General features: G+C 25.3%; 18 protein-coding genes. 15 read left to right on the top strand and 3 right to left on the bottom strand.

What is annotated here, in order from left to right; all coding sequences use genetic code 11:
- The first annotated feature begins 84 nt into the window (after positions 1 to 84).
- The 10 genes from ACEXNK_RS04060 to ACEXNK_RS04015 all read left to right on the top strand — a co-directional run bounded on the left by ACEXNK_RS04060 (position 85) and on the right by ACEXNK_RS04015 (position 11,364).
- Entirely contained in the window at positions 85 to 1,776 is a 1,692-nt protein-coding gene (locus ACEXNK_RS04060; RefSeq protein WP_373601184.1) for a dynamin family protein, read from the top strand.
- Positions 1,760 to 3,433, top strand: coding sequence for a dynamin family protein (locus tag ACEXNK_RS04055; RefSeq protein ID WP_373601183.1), 1,674 nt, complete (start codon positions 1,760 to 1,762; stop codon positions 3,431 to 3,433). Before ACEXNK_RS04060 ends, ACEXNK_RS04055 begins: the two co-directional genes overlap by 17 nt.
- Positions 3,434 to 3,969: 536 nt before the next feature.
- On the top strand, positions 3,970 to 4,575 hold the full coding sequence (locus ACEXNK_RS04050; protein WP_373601182.1) for a DedA family protein: 606 nt from the start codon (positions 3,970 to 3,972) through the stop codon (positions 4,573 to 4,575).
- Between the two features lie 303 nt (positions 4,576 to 4,878).
- Positions 4,879 to 6,357, top strand: coding sequence for a YjjI family glycine radical enzyme (locus ACEXNK_RS04045; RefSeq protein WP_373601181.1), 1,479 nt, complete (start codon positions 4,879 to 4,881; stop codon positions 6,355 to 6,357).
- Positions 6,357 to 7,196: a YjjW family glycine radical enzyme activase gene (locus tag ACEXNK_RS04040; protein WP_373601180.1), complete on the top strand. Its 840-nt coding sequence runs from the start codon at positions 6,357 to 6,359 to the stop codon at positions 7,194 to 7,196. Before ACEXNK_RS04045 ends, ACEXNK_RS04040 begins: the two co-directional genes overlap by 1 nt.
- Positions 7,197 to 7,349: 153 nt before the next feature.
- On the top strand, positions 7,350 to 7,883 hold the full coding sequence (gene lepB / locus ACEXNK_RS04035) for a signal peptidase I (protein ID WP_373601179.1): 534 nt from the start codon (positions 7,350 to 7,352) through the stop codon (positions 7,881 to 7,883).
- Positions 7,884 to 8,113: 230 nt separating this feature from the next.
- A complete protein-coding gene (locus tag ACEXNK_RS04030) occupies positions 8,114 to 9,514 on the top strand; it encodes an oxaloacetate decarboxylase subunit alpha (RefSeq protein WP_373601178.1) in 1,401 nt (466 codons plus the stop codon).
- Between the two features lie 17 nt (positions 9,515 to 9,531).
- On the top strand, positions 9,532 to 9,831 hold the full coding sequence (locus tag ACEXNK_RS04025; protein ID WP_373601177.1) for an OadG family protein: 300 nt from the start codon (positions 9,532 to 9,534) through the stop codon (positions 9,829 to 9,831).
- 28 nt (positions 9,832 to 9,859) lie between these two features.
- A complete protein-coding gene (locus ACEXNK_RS04020) occupies positions 9,860 to 10,210 on the top strand; it encodes a biotin/lipoyl-containing protein (protein WP_373601176.1) in 351 nt (116 codons plus the stop codon).
- 29 nt (positions 10,211 to 10,239) lie between these two features.
- Positions 10,240 to 11,364, top strand: a complete 1,125-nt coding sequence (locus ACEXNK_RS04015) for a sodium ion-translocating decarboxylase subunit beta (protein WP_373601196.1) — start codon at positions 10,240 to 10,242, stop codon at positions 11,362 to 11,364.
- A gap of 79 nt (positions 11,365 to 11,443) precedes the next feature.
- On the opposite strand, the gene ACEXNK_RS04010 is transcribed toward ACEXNK_RS04015, so the two are convergent.
- From ACEXNK_RS04010 to ACEXNK_RS04000, 3 genes are read right to left on the bottom strand one after another with little or no spacing between them, the layout of a single operon-like run.
- Positions 11,444 to 12,070 carry a hypothetical protein gene (locus ACEXNK_RS04010; protein ID WP_373601175.1) on the bottom strand — a complete coding sequence of 209 codons (627 nt, stop codon included), beginning with the start codon at positions 12,068 to 12,070 and terminating at the stop codon, positions 11,444 to 11,446.
- Positions 12,067 to 13,476: a sensor histidine kinase gene (locus ACEXNK_RS04005; RefSeq protein ID WP_373601174.1), complete on the bottom strand. Its 1,410-nt coding sequence runs from the start codon at positions 13,474 to 13,476 to the stop codon at positions 12,067 to 12,069. The genes ACEXNK_RS04010 and ACEXNK_RS04005 overlap by 4 nt, the downstream gene beginning before the upstream one ends.
- 21 nt (positions 13,477 to 13,497) lie before the next feature.
- Positions 13,498 to 14,160, bottom strand: a complete 663-nt coding sequence (locus ACEXNK_RS04000; RefSeq protein WP_373601173.1) for a response regulator transcription factor — start codon at positions 14,158 to 14,160, stop codon at positions 13,498 to 13,500.
- A 209-nt stretch (positions 14,161 to 14,369) separates the two neighbouring features.
- Between ACEXNK_RS04000 and asnB the strand changes: the two genes are divergently transcribed.
- The 5 genes from asnB (at position 14,370) to ACEXNK_RS03975 (ending at position 19,354) form a co-directional block, all read left to right on the top strand.
- Positions 14,370 to 16,235 carry an asparagine synthase (glutamine-hydrolyzing) gene (gene asnB / locus ACEXNK_RS03995; RefSeq protein WP_373601172.1) on the top strand — a complete coding sequence of 622 codons (1,866 nt, stop codon included), beginning with the start codon at positions 14,370 to 14,372 and terminating at the stop codon, positions 16,233 to 16,235.
- A 208-nt stretch (positions 16,236 to 16,443) separates the two neighbouring features.
- Positions 16,444 to 16,848, top strand: coding sequence for a hypothetical protein (locus tag ACEXNK_RS03990; protein WP_373601222.1), 405 nt, complete (start codon positions 16,444 to 16,446; stop codon positions 16,846 to 16,848).
- A 206-nt stretch (positions 16,849 to 17,054) separates the two neighbouring features.
- Positions 17,055 to 17,354, top strand: a complete 300-nt coding sequence (locus ACEXNK_RS03985) for a hypothetical protein (protein WP_373601223.1) — start codon at positions 17,055 to 17,057, stop codon at positions 17,352 to 17,354.
- Positions 17,355 to 17,460: 106 nt separating this feature from the next.
- On the top strand, positions 17,461 to 18,135 hold the full coding sequence (locus tag ACEXNK_RS03980) for a response regulator transcription factor (protein ID WP_373601224.1): 675 nt from the start codon (positions 17,461 to 17,463) through the stop codon (positions 18,133 to 18,135).
- A complete protein-coding gene (locus ACEXNK_RS03975) occupies positions 18,122 to 19,354 on the top strand; it encodes a sensor histidine kinase (RefSeq protein ID WP_373601225.1) in 1,233 nt (410 codons plus the stop codon). Before ACEXNK_RS03980 ends, ACEXNK_RS03975 begins: the two co-directional genes overlap by 14 nt.
- Positions 19,355 to 19,461: the final 107 nt, after the last annotated feature.

Raw genomic sequence — 19,461 nt, 5'->3', positions numbered from 1 at the left:
TTTTAAACTGAATAAATCATATTAAAATATATATCCTAATATAATTATAGTATACATGATAAACTTATTTCAAGGACTGATGATATGAATTATTATAATAGAGAAAAAGTATATAAAAATATATCTAATGATATAAAAATCCTAAACTATAATATAGATAATGCAAAATTACAAATATTTAATAAAACAAGTCAAACATATTATCTTATAAATCAAATTGAAAATGAAATTAACTATATAATTAAAAGTGTTGAAGAATTAAAAGACCCATTTTTGTTATATGTAATAGGTCCTGGAAAATATGGAAAGTCAACTCTTATAAATTCATTACTAAGAAGTAAAGTATTAGAAACAAGAGATATACCTAATACATGGAAAATAGACACACTAATAAACTCATCTAAATCTAAAATTGAAATTATTAATGATAACGATATAACATATGAATTAAACTATGAAGAAGGTTTGAAATTAATTAAAAATGAAGAAATAAAATTAAAAAATTCTAAGAAAATAATAAGAGAAAAATTAGAAGAATATAAAAATAAAAATAGAGTAACTATAGAAAATTTAAAAAAATATAAAAAAAAATTAGAAGAATTATACTTATACAAATCGAATATATGCGAAGTTAGATATTATATTAAAAATGAAGGGATATTAAAAGACTTTATAATAGTAGATACTCCTGGTCTTAATCAAAACTTATTGAGAAACACTAGAAAAAGGATGATAGATTACTACAAACGAGCGGATGGTATTATTTGGATACTAGATAGTCAAAATATAGTTTCAAAGTCAAGTTATGATCTATTAAATGAGTTAAAAGAAGAGTATATATTAGATGATAAAAATAATAATATAATTTGTGCAATTAATAAAATAGATATTATAAGAAATAAAGAAGAGAATATATGTAAAATTAGAGATAAAGTGAGTGAAATATATTATGGATATTTTAAAGATATGATAATGATTTCCTCAAAGGAAGCTATAAATGGATATATAAATAATGATATAAATTTAATAGAATTAAGCAATATAGAAGCTTTAATCGAAAGTATAGATATAAATTTTAAAAAACAATCTGAAAAAATGCAAATAAAATCAAAATATAAAAACTTAGAAATTATGAGTAGACATTGTACTAATTTAATCAACAATTACAAAAGAAATTTTTACTATCATATCAGCAAAGCTGATGAAATTAAAGTAAAGATAGATATAAAAATAGAAAACACTAAGTTTGATATAGAAAAAAACATAGTTAGATACTTAACCTTAAGCAGTTTAAATGATGGAGATATATATAGTGAAATTAAAGAATTAGAAGATTTTTTGAAATATGAAATAAATAATTTGAAAAGTTACTTATTCAACATAGCTCAAATTAATAATGATTTGAATGAAAAAGAAAATTTTGTGCAAATAGATATCTTGCATACAAAAGAATTTTTATATGTAAAAAATAATATGAAAGAATACAATCAATTATTTAAAGAAAAATATATTAAGTTAAATATAGTAAATAAAAAAGTAAAAGAAGAAGCTCAAAAAAATAAGGTTATAAATTCTATAGAACTATTGAAAAAATATATAGAAGAAAAAATAGATAAGATTTTAATTGAATTGAAAATGAATTTAGATATATTAATAGAAAAATCATTTAGAGAAAAATATGTTGATTATAAATATATAAAAAATCATTTAATATCTATTAAGGATATTGATACTATATTAAAAAAGTGGGGGAGTTATAATGAAAAAATTAAATAGTTATATAGAAGAAACAAAACTTACCTTTATAGAATCTCCAATTAGAAGTTTCTTATCTAATGAAAAAAATATTCCATTTAAGAAAATCATAGAACATAATTTATCGGATGTAATGGATAACTTTGAAATTTTACTACATAAGCCTAATAATATACTAAAATTAGTTATTATGGGTGAAGTTAAGTCAGGAAAATCTACTTTAGTAAATTCTATTATAAGCAAAGAAGTTTCGGAAGTAGACATACTAGAAGCTACATCAAGTATCGTTAATATACAATATAGCACTGAAGAATATAGAGAAAAAGAAGAAGGGTATATAAATGTAGGAGTCAATTCTGATTTTTTAAAAAATATAAATATAATTGATACACCAGGTTTGAAAAGTATAACAAAAGAAAATGAAAATAAAACTTTAAAATTTATACAAAATGCAGATTTAATTATATTTGTATTCGATTTAACACATATCGGGCAAGAGGATATACATGAATCTGTTGAACTAATAGCATCATATGGAAAACCAATAATAGGTGTATTAAATAAGGCAGATTTACTAGAAGATGATTATGAGGAAGTATTAAGTTATATAAAAGATGAGTATGGTATATATATAGATAAATTTTTTATCATTTCTTCATATTTACAATATCAATATAACTTAGGGATGAGTGCAAAAGCAAAGATAAATGATATAGCTATAGACTATCCTGAAAACCTAAGTAAAAATTTTAATGGATTTATAGAATATATAAAAGAACTTTGTGAAGACAATGATAAAATTAAAATAGAAAGTATAAACTCATCATTACAAGCTTTAATTCATAAAGAGAAAGTTTATCACTATGAATACTTGAAATCTTTAGAAATGATAGAAAATGAGTTAATAAATCACAGAAAATTATTAGAAAACAAATATGACTATATACAATCAAAAATGGAATTTGAAATAGATGAATGGATAAATAAAGAATTTTTAGTATTAGAAATAAGTAGGATACACAAGAGTTTAGACATAGCCAAAGACTATATAAATGAAAATTATATAAATGATATTATAAATAGTAAAAAACTAGAACTAGATGAGTTGTTTTTTAAACAATGGGATGAATGTATAAAGGAAGTGAATTCCATCACTAATAAAAATATAAAAGAATTTATAAAAAATATAAATGTAGAAAGCTATAATATGGAAATACCTAAAGTTAAGTTAAATGAAGGTGAAATAAATATAAATGAAATGTTAGCAACAATAGGAACTGGAGCTATACTAGGTGCTACATCAGGAAGTGCGGTGGCTATGTATGCAGCTGCACTTGGGAGTTCAGCACAGAGCTTAACTATAGGGGCTGCCATGATTACTTATTGCCCGCCATTACTTATAGCTGGAACATTAACTGGAGGTATTGGTAAAGTTTTATATGATAAATTGAAAAAAGATCAACTTAATAAAGACATATTAAAGGATATAGAGGTTTTTAAAGAAAACATTAAAGAAGATATAAAGAGCAAATTGCTTCAAATATACATTAATGCTAGTAAAGATATAATTAAAATTAATCAATCTATATTTGAAAGTTCTAAAGAATTAGGAATTAATGAATATGAAATAGACGAACTAAAAAATAAAATTCAAGAATATATAAATATACTTGTATAAAAATAAAGCGTTAATATATATTAACGCTTTATGATTTATTTCTAACATTTATTATAAAATTTAAATAAAGAAAGCGCGATGTTGTCTGTTATTTTATTATAATCATTGCTATATTGTAATATGTTTTGTTTTATGTAAAATGAATTTAAGTCAAAATTATTTTTTATAGCTAAGTTTGATATATAACTGTAGCGTATACAAATAGTAGTTAAAAAATAAATTAAAAATAACATAAATAAAATTAAGATAATAATAGACATATAAACCCCCCCAATAAAGTTTACTAAAGTCATGTTCCTATAATTAAATTGTACAACTAACGTATTGAAATTTCAAAATATTAATAAATACAATATATGACCTAAATATGCATAAAGTACTAAAAAAATAAAATTAAAAATAGAATTATAAAATTTAAGGAATTTTTATAGCATAATAAAGAACAATATTGATAGGATAATACTAATGTGATATTATAATAAAGTACAGTACTGTTTATAACACAGTAGTATTGGAAAGTTAAATGAGGTGATGTATTGGAGGTAAAGCTGTTAATAGAGGAGTTCATTAAAAACTATGGATTATTAAGCGTATTTATTATAGTCATGCTTGAATATGCAAATTTACCGCTTCCAAGTGAAATAGTTTTACCGGTTGTAGGAATATTTACGTTTGAATATGATATAGATTTTATACAAGTTGTAATTGTGTCAGTATTAGGAGGGGTATTAGGATCAATAATAAATTATTATTTGGGATTAAAATTAGGCAAGCCACTTATAGATACTTTGGCTAAAAAATTTCCAAGTACAAAAAAATCTATAAAAGCATCGTATTTATGGATCAAAAAATATGATAAACCATCTATAATGCTGTCTAGATTAGTTCCAGTTGCGAGGACATTTATATCTATAGTAGCAGGTGTAGTAAAAATGAATATAATAGTATTTATCATATACTCTACAATAGGTATAAGTATATGGAATTTACTATTAATATCTGCTGGATATTTATTAGGAGATAATTTGAATATAATAACAGCAATATTAAAAAAATACTCAATAATAGTAGGAGTTTTAGCTATTTTGTTAATAGCAATTTACTATATAAAAAGTAAATCTAAACCAAAAGAAGATATATAAAAGGCACTTATGTGTCTTTTTTTACGCTTAAGGAATTTATGTTTAACGAATATCTGTTGATAACTTATAGAGAATAGTTATATCAACACCTTGCTGAAAGTAAAAAAGGACATTTTTGAGCAACGGACGAAGTCGTTGGCGACATAAAGTGGTTCGCACACGTAGTGGATCAAGCGAAGCGAATTTTTTATATTGAAAATATATATTTCAAAATCAATCTAAATAAAAGTTTATTGGTATTAACAAAAGCTTATTCGTGTGGTAGAATAAATCTAACAAATATAAATAAATGGGGGACTGAAAATGAATAGTGTAGAACAAATATTACATTCTATGGATATGCAATATCATGAAAAAAGAGCAAACATGGCAAGATGGGCAGAGGATTCTTTACCTCCTTTAAAAATAAGTGATGAAACTAAAGTACATTTAGATAAAAAAATATTATGTGATATGAATGAAGGAACTAGACCGTATAGACCTAGATATGTCTTACCTGACTATGTAAAATTTATTAAACAAGGTAGTGAATATTTAGATATAGAACCACCTAAGGATTTATATGAAGCAGTTAATGCATTAATGGTACTTTACAGATATGTACCATCTATAACAGGGTATCCTGTTTACGTAGGTCAGATAGATGATGTTTTAGAGCCTTTTATGGATACAGTAAGTGAAAAAGAAGCTTACAATTTGATAAAGATGTTGCTTATAAATATTGATAGAAATTTACCAGATGCCTTTGTTCATATGAATATAGGACCTAAGGATAGTAGAGTTGGAAGATTAGTAATACAAATAGAGAGAGAACTTAAAAAGACTATACCTAATGTTACATTAAAATGTAGTGAAGAAACACCGGATGAACTTATAAAATATGGAATAGAATCAGCTCTTGAAAATATAAAACCATATTTTGTGAATCATAATCTAATGACAAAAGATTTAGGGGAAGATTATGGTGTTGTTAGTTGTTATAATTCACTAAGAATAGGTGGAGGAGCTCATACATTAACAAGAATAAACTTAAAAGCATTAGCTGAGGATAGTAAAAATTATGAAGATTTCATGAATAATAAACTTCCAGCAGCAGTAAATGCATTAGCAGATCTTACTAATGCAAGAATAAAATATCTAGTAGAAGAAGTTAAATTCTTTGAAAGTTCATTTTTAGCTAAAGAAGGATTAATAGACTTAGATAAGTTTACGTCTATGTTGGGGATATATGGGACATTTGAATGTGTTGAAATATTTACTGGAAAACAAATGGGACATGATGAACAAGCTAATAATGTAGCTGAAGAAATATGTAAAAAGTTTTATGAGTTAGTTAAAAAAGAGGATGCAATATATTGTGGTGGTACAAATGGTAAACATGGGGTACATGCCCAAGGAGGTCTAGAGTCTGATACAGATACAACACCTGCTATAAGAATAAAGTACGGATGTGAGCCTGATGTATTCAATCATATAAATTTATCTGGAAGACTTCATAAATATTTTGACACAGGATGTAGCGATATTTATTTATTTGATGAAACTGCTAAAAATAATATAGATGGAATGTTTAGAGTTGTGAAAGGTGCACTTGAAAGTGGAATAAGAGTATTATCTATAAACAGTAATACATCAGAATTCGTTAGAATTACTGGATATTTAGTTAAAAAAAGTGATATAAATAAATTTAATGAAGGCGAAAGTCTAAGGGAAGATTCTGTTGTATTAGGGGCATTAACTATGAAAAATGGAATAAAAGAAAGAAAGGTTAGAAATATATAATGAAAGCTCCTATTAATAAAATTATAAATATGAGTTTTATTGATGGTCCTGGATGCAGAATAAGTATTTTTTTACAGGGATGTAATATGAAATGTATATATTGTCATAACCCAGAGACTCAAAACTTATGTCAAAATTGTGGCAAATGCTTAAATGTATGTAAAGTAGGAGCTCTGAATTTAAATGATAATATAATTTATGATAAAGATAAATGCGTAAATTGCGATGAATGTATAAATATATGTGAAAACTTAGCATCTCCTAAGATAATATATTATACACCAGAAGAACTTTTTGATTATGTAGTAAAATACAAAGCATTAATAGATGGTGTTACCTTTTCAGGTGGAGAATGTACAATGTATAGTAACTTTATAATTGAATTTACAAAAATTATACATGAAAAAACTAATCTTAATGTATTTGTAGATACTAATGGAAATACAGATGAAGAAGATATAGATAATCTTATAAATGAAGTAGATGGATTTATGTTTGATTTAAAAGCTTTTGAAAATGATACACATATAAAAGTTACAGGCATAAAAAATGATATAGTTTTTAGAAATATAGAAAAATGCTCAGATTTTAATAAACTATATGAAATTAGAACTGTATTACTTGAAAATATAAATGATGAAGAAAGTGTGTTATATAAAGAATTAGAATATATAAAAAAACTAAATAGTTATACAAAATTTAAGTTAATACCTTTTAGAAACTATGGAGTTAAGGGAGAACTTGCTAAATTTAGAGATTATCCTAAAGAAAAATACAATAACTACTATGAAAAAGCGAAAGAAGTACTAAAAGAAAGAATGTTAAACCCTATTATTTAATATAATAAATATATGTGTAACCCTAGATAATATTTTGTTATCTAGGGTTTTTTTATGAAAGAATATAGAGTACGAAAGACTATAAATTTAAAAGGACATACATTTATCAAAATAGAAAGCTAATTAGGAAGTAAACATATGGGGGTTAGGGTATTGAAAGAAAAAATTATAGATAAATGTATGGAATGGGCTAAAGTTATAATACTAGCATTAATTATGGGACTTGGAGTAACTTATTTTGCAGTACCTACTGTTGTTAGTGGTGAATCTATGTATCCGACATTAAATACAGAGGATTATTTAATAATAAATAAAGTTATATATAAAAATGATACACCTAATAGAGGAGATATAGTTGTTTTTGAGACTGAACTTGAAAATGAAAAAGGTAATAAGAAAAATTTAGTTAAAAGAATAGTAGGTTTACCGGGGGAAAAATTAAGCATAAAAAATGGAGATGTCTATATAAATGATAAACTTATAAACGAGCCTTATGTAAACAATGCATATACTGCTGGAGACATAGAATTAGTTATACCTAAAAATCAGTATTTTGCGATGGGAGATAATAGGCTTGTAAGTAAAGATAGTAGAAACGAAGAGGTAGGTCTTGTAAATGAAAGTGAAATTATTGGTAAAGCTAATATTAGATTATTTCCTTTTAAAAGTTTAGGTATAGTAAGTTGATAAATCTGATAAAAATAGCATGATATTTATTTGTATTGTGCTATTTTTATTTTATTTATAAATAAAATAATGCTAAAAACCTTACAAAAACATATTACTATTAAGATATACTTAAAATAAATACCAAAAAATTCTAAAAATACTTTAGAATTTAAAAAATTCATTATATAATATAGGTGAGGTTGAATTTATATTGGATATATATTTTTATTTAGGAGTGTGAGGATATAGTGAATCAGTTAAAAATAACTGAAACAGCATTAAGAGATGGGCATCAGTCTTTAATTGCTACAAGATTAACTACAGAAGAAATACTACCTATACTAGAAACTATGGATAAGGTAGGCTATCATTCTATGGAAGTTTGGGGTGGAGCGACATTTGATGCATGTATACGTTTTCTTGGAGAGGATCCATGGGAGAGATTAAGAGAAATAAGAAAAAGAGTTAAAAACACTAAGTTACAAATGCTTTTAAGAGGTCAAAATCTTCTTGGATATAGAAACTATGCAGATGATTTAGTTGATAAATTTATTAAGCTTTCTCTGGAAAACGGTATTGATATAATAAGGGTATTTGATGCATTAAATGATGTAAGAAACATAGAAGCATCTATGAAAGCGATTAAAAAGTATGGAGGGCATTGCCAATGTGCAATATCATATACAACAAGTGATGTTCATACTACAGATTACTATTTGGAATTATTAAAAACTATGGAGTCTATGGGTGCAGACTCTATATGTATAAAAGATATGGCGGGGGTTTTAACACCATATAACGCATATGATTTAGTAAAGAAAATGAAATCTATAAGTAATTTACCTATAGAATTACATACACACTGTACAAGTGGTATAGCAGACATGATATATATGAAGGCAGTAGAGGCAGGAGTGGATATAATTGATACTGCAATATCTCCATTTTCTGGAGGAACATCTCAGCCTCCTACAGAGTCATTAGCTGTAACATTTAGCGAAATGGAGAGAAATCCTGGTTTAAATATGGAAGCTCTTTTAGAAGTTGCAGAATATTTTAAGCCTATAAGAGATAAGTATATGGAAAATGGAACTTTAAATCCTAAAGTTTTACTAACAGAGCCACAAACTTTAAACTATAAGGTTCCAGGCGGTATGTTATCTAACTTGTTATCTCAATTAAAGCAACAAAATGCAACTGAAAAGTATGAAGATGTTTTAAGAGAAGTTCCTAGAGTTAGAGCAGATTTGGGATATCCACCATTAGTTACACCTATGAGTCAAATGGTTGGAACTCAAGCCTTATTTAATGTATTAACAGGAGAAAGATATAAGTTAGTACCAAAAGAAATAAAAGATTATGTAAAAGGTCAATATGGAAAGGCTCCAGCTCCTATAGATGAGGATGTAAAGAAAAAAATAATAGGAGATGAAGAAGTTATAACTATAAGACCAGCAGATCTTTTAGAACCTGAATTTGAGAAGATAAAATTAGAAGCTGGAGATTTAGTTAAATGTGATGAAGATGTATTGACATATGCATTATTCCCACAAGTAGCACCAGGATTTTTAGAAAATAAATACAATCCAAAAAAAGAAGAGCCGTTAAGTGAAGAGAATAAAATTCACTATATAACAGTAACTATGTAGGAAATGGGTGATAATTAATGTTTGGTAATGAAATAAGTATAATGGAAGCCATTAATATAACTATATCAAGTATGACTATAGTATTTTTAACTTTAATATTAATATCTCTTGTGTTATCTTCATTTAAATATATATTTAAGATAAAACCACAAACTAAAAATGAAATAGTAAAAAATAATTTAAATGAAACTAAAAATAGTTTAGATGAAGATGATGAGGAAGATAGAATAGTAGTGGCACTTGCGGCATCTATTATGGCAGGCGAAGGTCAAATAAATCCAAACCTTCATGTAAAAAAGATAACTAGAATCAAGTAATTAAAATTTGTTAAAGGGAGAGTTGAAAATGAGCGCAAAAACATATCATATAACATTAAATGGAAAAGTTTATGAAGTTGAAATAGAAGAGGTTAAAAAAGGAGAGCAACCAAAACCATCAGTACAAAGTAAAGAACCAGTTAAAACAGTTTCATCTAATGGAAGTGGAGAAGCTGTAGAGGCACCTATGCCTGGAACAATAGTTAATATAATGGTTAAAAACGGCGATGTAGTAAAAAAAGGACAAGTACTAGCTATACTTGAAGCTATGAAAATGGAAAATGAAATAGTAGCTCCAATAGATGGAACAATTGCTTCTGTTGATGTGGAAAAAGGTCAAAACGTAAACCTTGGAGATAGCTTAGTTCAAATCGGATAATGGAATAAGGGGGAGTTACTGTGTTAGAAATGTTACAAACTTTCTTTGCAAACACGGGGTTTGCACTAGTAGACTATAGACAAATAATAATGATTTTAATAGCGTGTGTATTTTTATACCTAGCTATAGCAAAAGGATATGAACCATATCTTTTAATACCTATATCGATAGGTATGTTATTAGCTAACATGCCTGGAGTTGACTTGATGAATCATGCAACAGACTCTGAAAATGGTGGTTTATTATACTATTTATATCAAGGAACAAAACTTGGAATTTATCCACCATTAATCTTTTTATGTATAGGGGCAAGCACAGATTTTGGACCGATAATTGCAAACCCTAAGACGTTGCTACTTGGAGCAGCAGCTCAATTTGGAGTATTCTTTGCATTTATGGGAGCTATAATATTACAATTTACAGGACCGGAAGCGGCATCTATAGGTATAATAGGTGGAGCAGATGGGCCAACAGCAATATATCTAACAGGAAAATTAGCACCGCACTTATTAGGAACAATAGCTCTTGCAGCTTATTCATATATGGCTTTAGTTCCAGTTATACAACCACCTATAATTAGAGCTTTAACAACTAAAGAAGAGCGTATGGTTAAAATGGAGCAATTAAGACCGGTATCTAAAAAGGAAAAGATTATATTTCCTATAGCTATAATGATTTTAGTTATAGGGTTATTACCATCGGCAGCACCACTTATCGGAATGCTTATGTTTGGAAACTTAATAAAAGAAAGTGGAGTAGTTCCCAAATTAGTTGAGACGGCTACAGGCCCAATGTTATATATAATTACCATAATATTAGGATTGACTGTCGGAGCAACAGCAAATGCAGAAACTTTTTTAACACCACAAACTTTAGGAATTACTGCAATGGGACTTGTTGCATTCTCTGTAGGTACTGCAGCAGGTGTTCTATTTGGTAAGATTATGTATAAAGTATCAGGTGGAAAGGTAAATCCTATGATAGGTGCAGCGGGAGTTTCAGCAGTTCCTATGGCAGCTAGAGTTGTTCAAAAAGTTGGGCAAGAAGAAAATCCATCGAATTTCTTACTTATGCATGCGATGGGACCAAATGTTGCTGGAGTTATAGGATCAGCTGTAGCAGCAGGAGTATTATTACAATTATTTGTTAAATAGACATTATAAAAAAAGAGATGTTAAAAAACATCTCTTTTTTTATATAATAAGTTTATAATACTTTAAAATTTATGATAAATTAACCCTCAAATTTAAATGGTAGTTTTTGATAAGATATAATATCTCCGCTTACTGGATCTAATTCTATATAGATATAGAAATTGTTATCTGTAAATTCAATTGAAAAATATGGATTATATCTTATAATAGACGACTTATAATTAATATTTTCTTCAGATTGTCCATTTATTTTTATTAAAAAGTCTTTAGCTAATTTAGATAACGTATCTTCTGATAAAGTATCTGAATTTAAAGCTGAATGTTGGTTAAGCTGCGACTTATAAAAGCCGATTAGTTTGCCTGAGTATAAATCAAATAATGTTGAATACTTGAGTATATCTTCTTCTAAAAAATCGACTGAAATACATTCACCTATTTTATAAGCTTGAGTATCTACAGAATTAACTACAGATTTATATTTAGATTTTTTAAACTCAGCACCGAATATATTATAAAGAGATTCCTCAGCTTTTTTTATAAACTTATCTTTATTAACAGTATTATAACTATTTTTTGTTAAATCATAATCAGAAAAAATTACTTTTTTACTATATACATGGTTAGTTTTTATTGGCTTATAAGTTAAAATTAAAGTAAGAAATAAAAATGATATAAATAAGATAATATAAATTTTTATATTTTTCACATTAATCCTCCTTTGAAACATAATGTGATTGTTGTGCCAATATTTTCACTACTCTCTATAGAAAAATCTATATCTAAAAGTTTTATTATATTTGCACATATAGAAAGACCGAGCCCAAATCCTCCTAGTGAGCTTTCACGAGATTTATCAACCATATAAAAGGGTTCAAAAACTTTATCTAGACTTTCTTTGGGTATTCCACAGCCTGTATCTATTATAGTTATAGAATTATTATTTAAAATAAATTTTAATTCTTTTGTAACAGATGTACTCATAGCTTTAATAGAGTTATCTATAAAGTTAGATATTAATGTTGAAATCAAATAAACATCAGTATCTATGTTAAAATCATTTCCTTGTATTATAAAATTAATATCTTTTTTTATTAAATTTAAATTAAATGTTGACTGTATATCATTAATTATTCCTAACACACTTACTTTTTTTATATCTAAACATGTTTTGTCCAATGTAATAAGTTTTATTAAATTTTCAGTTAAGGACTCTATACGTTTACCATCTTTATATATATTCTCAAATGATTTATGTATTAAGTTTATATCTTGAATATCTTTATCTATTATCAACTTAGAATATCCTACAATAGAAGTTAATGGAGTTCTTATTTCGTGAGTAAGGTTATCTATAAATCTTTGTTTTTCTAAATTTTTATTTTCAAGTAAAATTATTTTGTTTTTTATTTCTTCACTTAAAATATTAAACTTAGAAGAGATAGTATTTAATTCATCGATGTTACTATCGTAGATTATTTCTTCATTATAGTTTCCAACTATTATTTGATTTATTTTTTCAATAAGACTGTTTAAAGGTTTAGTTATATCATTAGATATATAGTAAATTAAAAAAATTAAAAGAACTCCTATTAATATATTAAGTACTAATAATATTAAGAAGCTATAAACTCTAGATTGGTATAAGTTATTTAAACTATTCATATATGTAAAATAATACTCTGAATTATTAAAATTGATTATTTTGTTTATAACTAATGTATGTGATTTATTACTTGATAGTATTATATAGTTAGAAATGTTCTTATTATCGAATTTAAATAATTCACTAGGTAAATTAAAAGAGTTGTTAGATGAATAAATTAAATTCTTTTTTAAATCTCTAAATTCTAAGTTTATAGATTTATTTTGTATATTATTTAAATAAGAATCACTTTTTATAGATATAAGTTCTTTATTAGTTAGAAATAAATTATTTAGATTCTCTCCAACTTTTATATTAGAATATATAACTGAGTATTCTTTAAAGCTATTGTCTATTGTAGATTTTAAAGAAGTATAAAATATTGATTGAATAAGTATATATCCAAAAATATTTAGTGTTATGAAAAATAAAGTAGCAAAACTAATAAATAGTTTATTTTTCAGCTTCATCTAGTATCTCCTTTTTAAAAATTATGACCTAAGTTTGTACCCTACTTTATAAACTGTTTCTAAATCATGCTTAAGGTTTAGCTTTTCACGAATTTGCTTAATGTGCATATCTACCGTTCTAGTTTCTCCACAATAATCATAACCCCAAACACTGTTTAATATATTGTCGCGACTTAGCACAGTGTTTTGATTTTCAATAAATTGTACTAATAAATCAAACTCTTTAACAGTTAGTGTAATTTCTTTATTATTTAGTTTAACTACTCTTTCACATTTAGAAATAGTAATATTTTTATATGTAAGTAAAGAATTTTGACTATCTTTAAAAGAATTATTTCTCCTTAAAATCACTTCTACTCTTGCTAAAAGCTCCAAAGGCTCAAATGGTTTTGTTATATAGTCTTCAGCTCCTAATTTTAAACCTACAACTTTATCTTGAACTGATGATTTTGCAGTTAAGAATATAACAGGGATATTTTTATGTTTAATTTTAGATAAAAGTTCAAATCCATCTATATGAGGAAGCATTATATCTAATAAAATAAGATCAAAATCTATAGACTCTATCATATCGTAAGCCATTTGACCATCACTGGCTTTAAAGGTAGTATAATTTTCTAAAGTTAAAGTTAAGTCAATTAAATCTCTAATAGACTTTTCATCATCTACTATTAATATTTTCATAATACGCCTCCATGAAATTATAATTCTTGTTAATATAAATAATTATTGCAATGAAGTTAATTTTACCATAAATATCTATATAGAATTTATCTTTAGATTAAATTTTACAACTAATTTACAAGTTAATTATTTTTATAATATATGTATTGTTTAATATTAAAGTGTAGCAAGGCTAAATATTATTATAACTCAGATAAAGGAGAAATATTATGTGTGGACATGTATTTATATATAGTAAAAATAAAATGAATGATGAGAATTTAATAAAGAGACTAACAGATAAGATACATCATAGAGGGCCAGATGATACAGGTTTTTATATAAATGAAAAAGTGGCATTTGGATTTAAAAGACTTAGTATTATTGACTTAGAACATGGAAAACAACCATTTGTAAAAAATGGATATAGTATTATATTTAATGGTGAAATATATAATCATGAAAGTTTAAGAAAACAGTTTGAAGATCAAGGTTATACATTTGAAACAAATTCGGATACAGAAGTTTTACTTACCTCATATATAAAGTATAAAGAAAAATGTGTGAATTATTTAAGAGGTATGTTTTCTTTTATTATATATGATGAAAAACAAAAGACTATATTTGGAGCGAGAGATCAATTTGGAATTAAGCCTCTATATTATGTTGAAACAAATAATGAAATAGCTTTTTCATCAGAATACAAAGCTTTAGTAGATACAATAGAAGAAGTTAAAGTAGATGAAAATAGTTTGCAAAATTATTTATCTTTTCAATATGTACCTAATTATAAAACAATAGTAAAAAATATAAATAAAGTACCTAATGGAAATTATTTTACAATAAAAAATAATAAAGTGGAATTTAAGCAATATTATGATATAAACTTTATAAAAAGAAAAGATGTAACTAAAGAAGATATATACAACGCACTTGAAGATTCCGTAAAACATCATATGGTATCAAATGTAGAAGTAGGAACATTTCTATCGGGGGGGATAGACTCAACTATAATAGCAACACTTGCATCTAAGATAAATCCAAACATTAAATCATTTTCAGTAGGGTTTGATATAGAAGGTTATAATGAGTTAGAAGTTGCTAAAAAAACAGCAGATGCACTAGGTATTGAAAATATAGCAATAAATGTTAAACAAAGTGATTATATAAAAGCACTTCCTAAAGTAATATACAAATTAGATGATCCACTTGCTGACCCATCTTGTGTAGGTATACACTTTTTATCACAAGAGGCTAGAAAACATGTAAAGGTTGTATTATCAGGAGAAGGGGCAGATGAGTTATTTGGTGGGTATAATATATATAAGGAATATTATAGCGTTAGGCCATTTTTAAGATTATCAAACAAGCTTAATAAAGCTATAAATAATATAGTTAGACTAATGCCTAAAATAAAAGGTAAAAATTATTTAATACGAGCAACGACATCTCTTGAAAGTAGATATATAGGAAATGCTAAAATATTTGAAGATAGAGAAGTTGAAGATATATTACAAGTATTTAATGAAAATAATAGATACAAAGATGTATTAAGACATTTATACAAAGATTGTAAAGATAAAAATTATGATTATGTTACAACTATGCAAAATATAGATATTAATACATGGCTTGAAGGAGATATTTTACTAAAAGGGGACAAAATGTCTATGGGATCATCTATTGAACTTAGAGTGCCTTTCTTAGATAAAGAAGTATTTGATGTAGCTAAGAACCTTACATTAGAACAAAAGGTAAGTAAATCAAATACTAAAATACTACTTAGACAAGCTTTTAAGGGGATAATACCGCCTCACATGGTAGAAAAGAAAAAACTAGGGTTTCCAATACCTATAAGAGTATGGTTAAAAGATGATTTAGGCAAATTTGTAAGAAAAGTAATAATTGAATCTAATACTGACAATATAATAGATAAAAATTATGCAATAAATTTATTAGATGATCACATAAAAGGTAAAAGTGATAATTCTAGAAAAGTATGGACAATATTCATATTTTGTATGTGGCATCAATTATTTATTGAAAATATAGATATAAATTCTGATTATTGGAATATCGAACAATTAGCTAATTAAATAAAAAATATAAGATTACATTGTAATCTTATATTTTTTATTTATGGATATATTAACCTGTTAATTTTACTATCTGCTTAAATTGTTATCGCTTACATATTTGTAATTATATTACAAATATGTAAGCGATAACAATTTAAAGTTAATGTATAATTAATATTATAGAGTTTATATATAATATGTGAATTAATTTAAGGGGGAACTTTAAATGCAAAATTGTACTAAAAATTTAAAAACTTACAGTGTAATAACGTTTATGCTAAATATATTACTTGTATTAAATATATTATTTTCAGAATACATATATTCATCATATTTTACTTTTGTAAATTGGTATGAATCATGTGGAACTCAGTTTTTAGCAATATTTATTATTTCTTTACCTATATTTTTAGGACTTTGGATATTATATTATATTATATCTAAAAAATATAATGTAAAAAGTATAGGATCTGAATTATCTATTATATCAGCAATTGTATTTATATTGCCGTTGCTTTTAGACCTTAGTTTATCGGATACACTAATAACTATTGGAGCTATAGGAGGAATAATTACACTGTTTATAGCTTTATTTAAGATGGGAAAAGACTTTAAATTATTATTTAAATAATAAAAATGAGCTATATCTTAATAATTAAATTTTATTACGATATAGCTTATTTTATTAATATAAAAACAAATATACATAATATATTAAATTATAGAATGAGTATATAGTATAGTTTATAGACTATATGACGAAAATATAAATTTGATATATAATAAGTAGCGTACAATCAATATATATTACACTAGGATAATTGAAAGGAGCTAACGATGACAAACTGTATATTTGATATAAATGAAATAATAATTATAGTTATGGCTATGATTGAAGATATTAAGAATGAAGATTTATACGGTATTGAAAGTGATGAATTAAATATCCCTACTACTATAAGTGAAAAAATAGAAAATTTAGAAGAAAAAGATTGTGAAGAATTTTTTGGATTGATAGAAATTATAACTAATAATGTCTATAAATTAAAAAATGGAGAACTTCATGAACTAAATCTTATACATAGAGAAATAATAGAGTACTCAAATGAAAATCTTAAAAAGTATATAATTGAATAATTGAAATTAAAAGAGATTATCTACTAATAGATAATCTCTTTTGTGTTGGTAAATATTTATAATTTGTAATAAAATAGTATATAGAAATATATAGGGAGGAATGTGGATGAAAATCCTTGTAGTTGAAGATAATATATCGTTGCTTAAGAGTATAACAAAAGAATTAGATGACCATTTTCAAGTTGAAAGTATTAGTAACGGAGAAGAAGCATACTATTTAATAAAGCAAAATATCTATGATCTTGTAATATTAGATTTAATGCTACCAGGGATGAGCGGTATTGAAATATTAGAGAATATTAGAAAAAATAATGAAGATGTTTTAGTTTTAATACTTACAGCTAAAGAAAGTTTAGATGATAAGGTGAAGGCTTTTATGCTAGGGGCTAATGATTATTTAACAAAGCCTTTTTATATGGAAGAGTTAGTTGCTAGAATATATGCTATGTTAAGAACAAAAGGTAAGATAGACAATAAAAATATTTTAGAATTTAAAGAATTAAAACTTGATTTAAATAAAAAGATTGTATCGATAAAAGGTAATGAAATTGATCTACCGAACAAACAATTTAACTTATTAGAATATTTATTGTTAAATAAAGGAACGATTTTGTTAAAAGAGCAAATATTTGATAGAATTTGGGGAATGGACAGTGATTCAACTATAGATATAGTAGAGGTTTATATTAGCAATTTAAGAAAAAAACTAAGTAAATTTGATTATCAAAAATATATAGTAACTAAGCGAAGAGTGGGGTATATGTTTGATGACAAACAATGATATTATTTTAAGTACTAAAAAAAAGCTAATAAAAATTAATATAGCTGTAGTTGGAAGTTTTTTAGTAATTTTTTCATTGTGTATATATGGCTATTTTAAGGCACAAACATATCAAAATGTAGATAGATATTTAAAAGAAGAACTTGAATATTTATCTGTTCAATTAGACCAAAATCACTTATATGCGAATCCTAAGCTATTAGATCCTCAAAATATGGTATATATATACAAAGGAAATCAAGTTAAATATTTTACACCAAATGGATACTTTAAAGATATTATACCATATAATAATAGTGATGATTTAGGATTTAATACTTATAAAGAAAACGGATATACATTTAGAGAATTAAAATTTAATGTATCTGGATATACTATACAAATTATAAGAAATATAAATTCTGAGTTGGCGTTATTAAATAGGTTATTAGGCATATTTCTTATTGGAATTATAATTGCAATAGTTACTACATATTTTATAGCTTTATATTTAACTAAAAAAGCTTTAGTACCTATTGAAAGTGCATGGGATAATCAAGTGAAATTTATACAAGATGCATCTCATGAACTTAGAACTCCAATAACGATAATATCCTCAAAACTTGAAAGCATATTAAAATATCCTCAACATTCTATAAGTGATGAAATAGAAACTATAGCAGAGGCTATGAAAGAAAATAGAAGATTGAAGAAAATGGTAAATGACTTACTTAAATTAACAAAAGAAGATGGAATTACTAAATTAGAATTAGAAGAATTTGACATAAATGAACTTATAAAAGAGCTATCCTATGATTATGTGGAGATATCTGAAATATACAATAAAAATTTTAATTATAAATTTGAAAATAAAATTAACATGATATATACAGATAAAAATAAGCTAAGACAATTATTAGTTATATTCATAGATAATGCATTTAAATATACCAATGAAGGTGACTATATAAATATAGATGTAAAAGGTAAAGAAAATAGCTACCAAATAACTATAGAAGATAGTGGAATAGGTATAAAAGATGATGAAATAAAACTAGTTTTTGATAGATTTTTTAGAAGTGAAAATGTGAGAGATAAAGATATTGATGGATCTGGAATTGGGCTTAGTATAGCAAAAATGATTATTAGTAGTTTAAAAGGTAGTATAAAAGTGAATTCTAAATTAAATAAAGGTACTAAATTTATAATTAGTATTCCTAAAAGGATAAAAAATAATTGATTGGAGACAGTTACCTTGGGTATAATTAGAATATAATAACAATTGATATACAAATTACAAAAATGTGATAAAGTTACAGAATAAAAGTATTGTATATCATAGAATAT

It is taken from the genome of Paraclostridium bifermentans (assembly GCF_964259345.1).
GTDB lineage: Bacteria > Bacillota > Clostridia > Peptostreptococcales > Peptostreptococcaceae > Paraclostridium > Paraclostridium bifermentans_B.
This window is presented reverse-complemented; position numbering and strand designations above follow the sequence as displayed.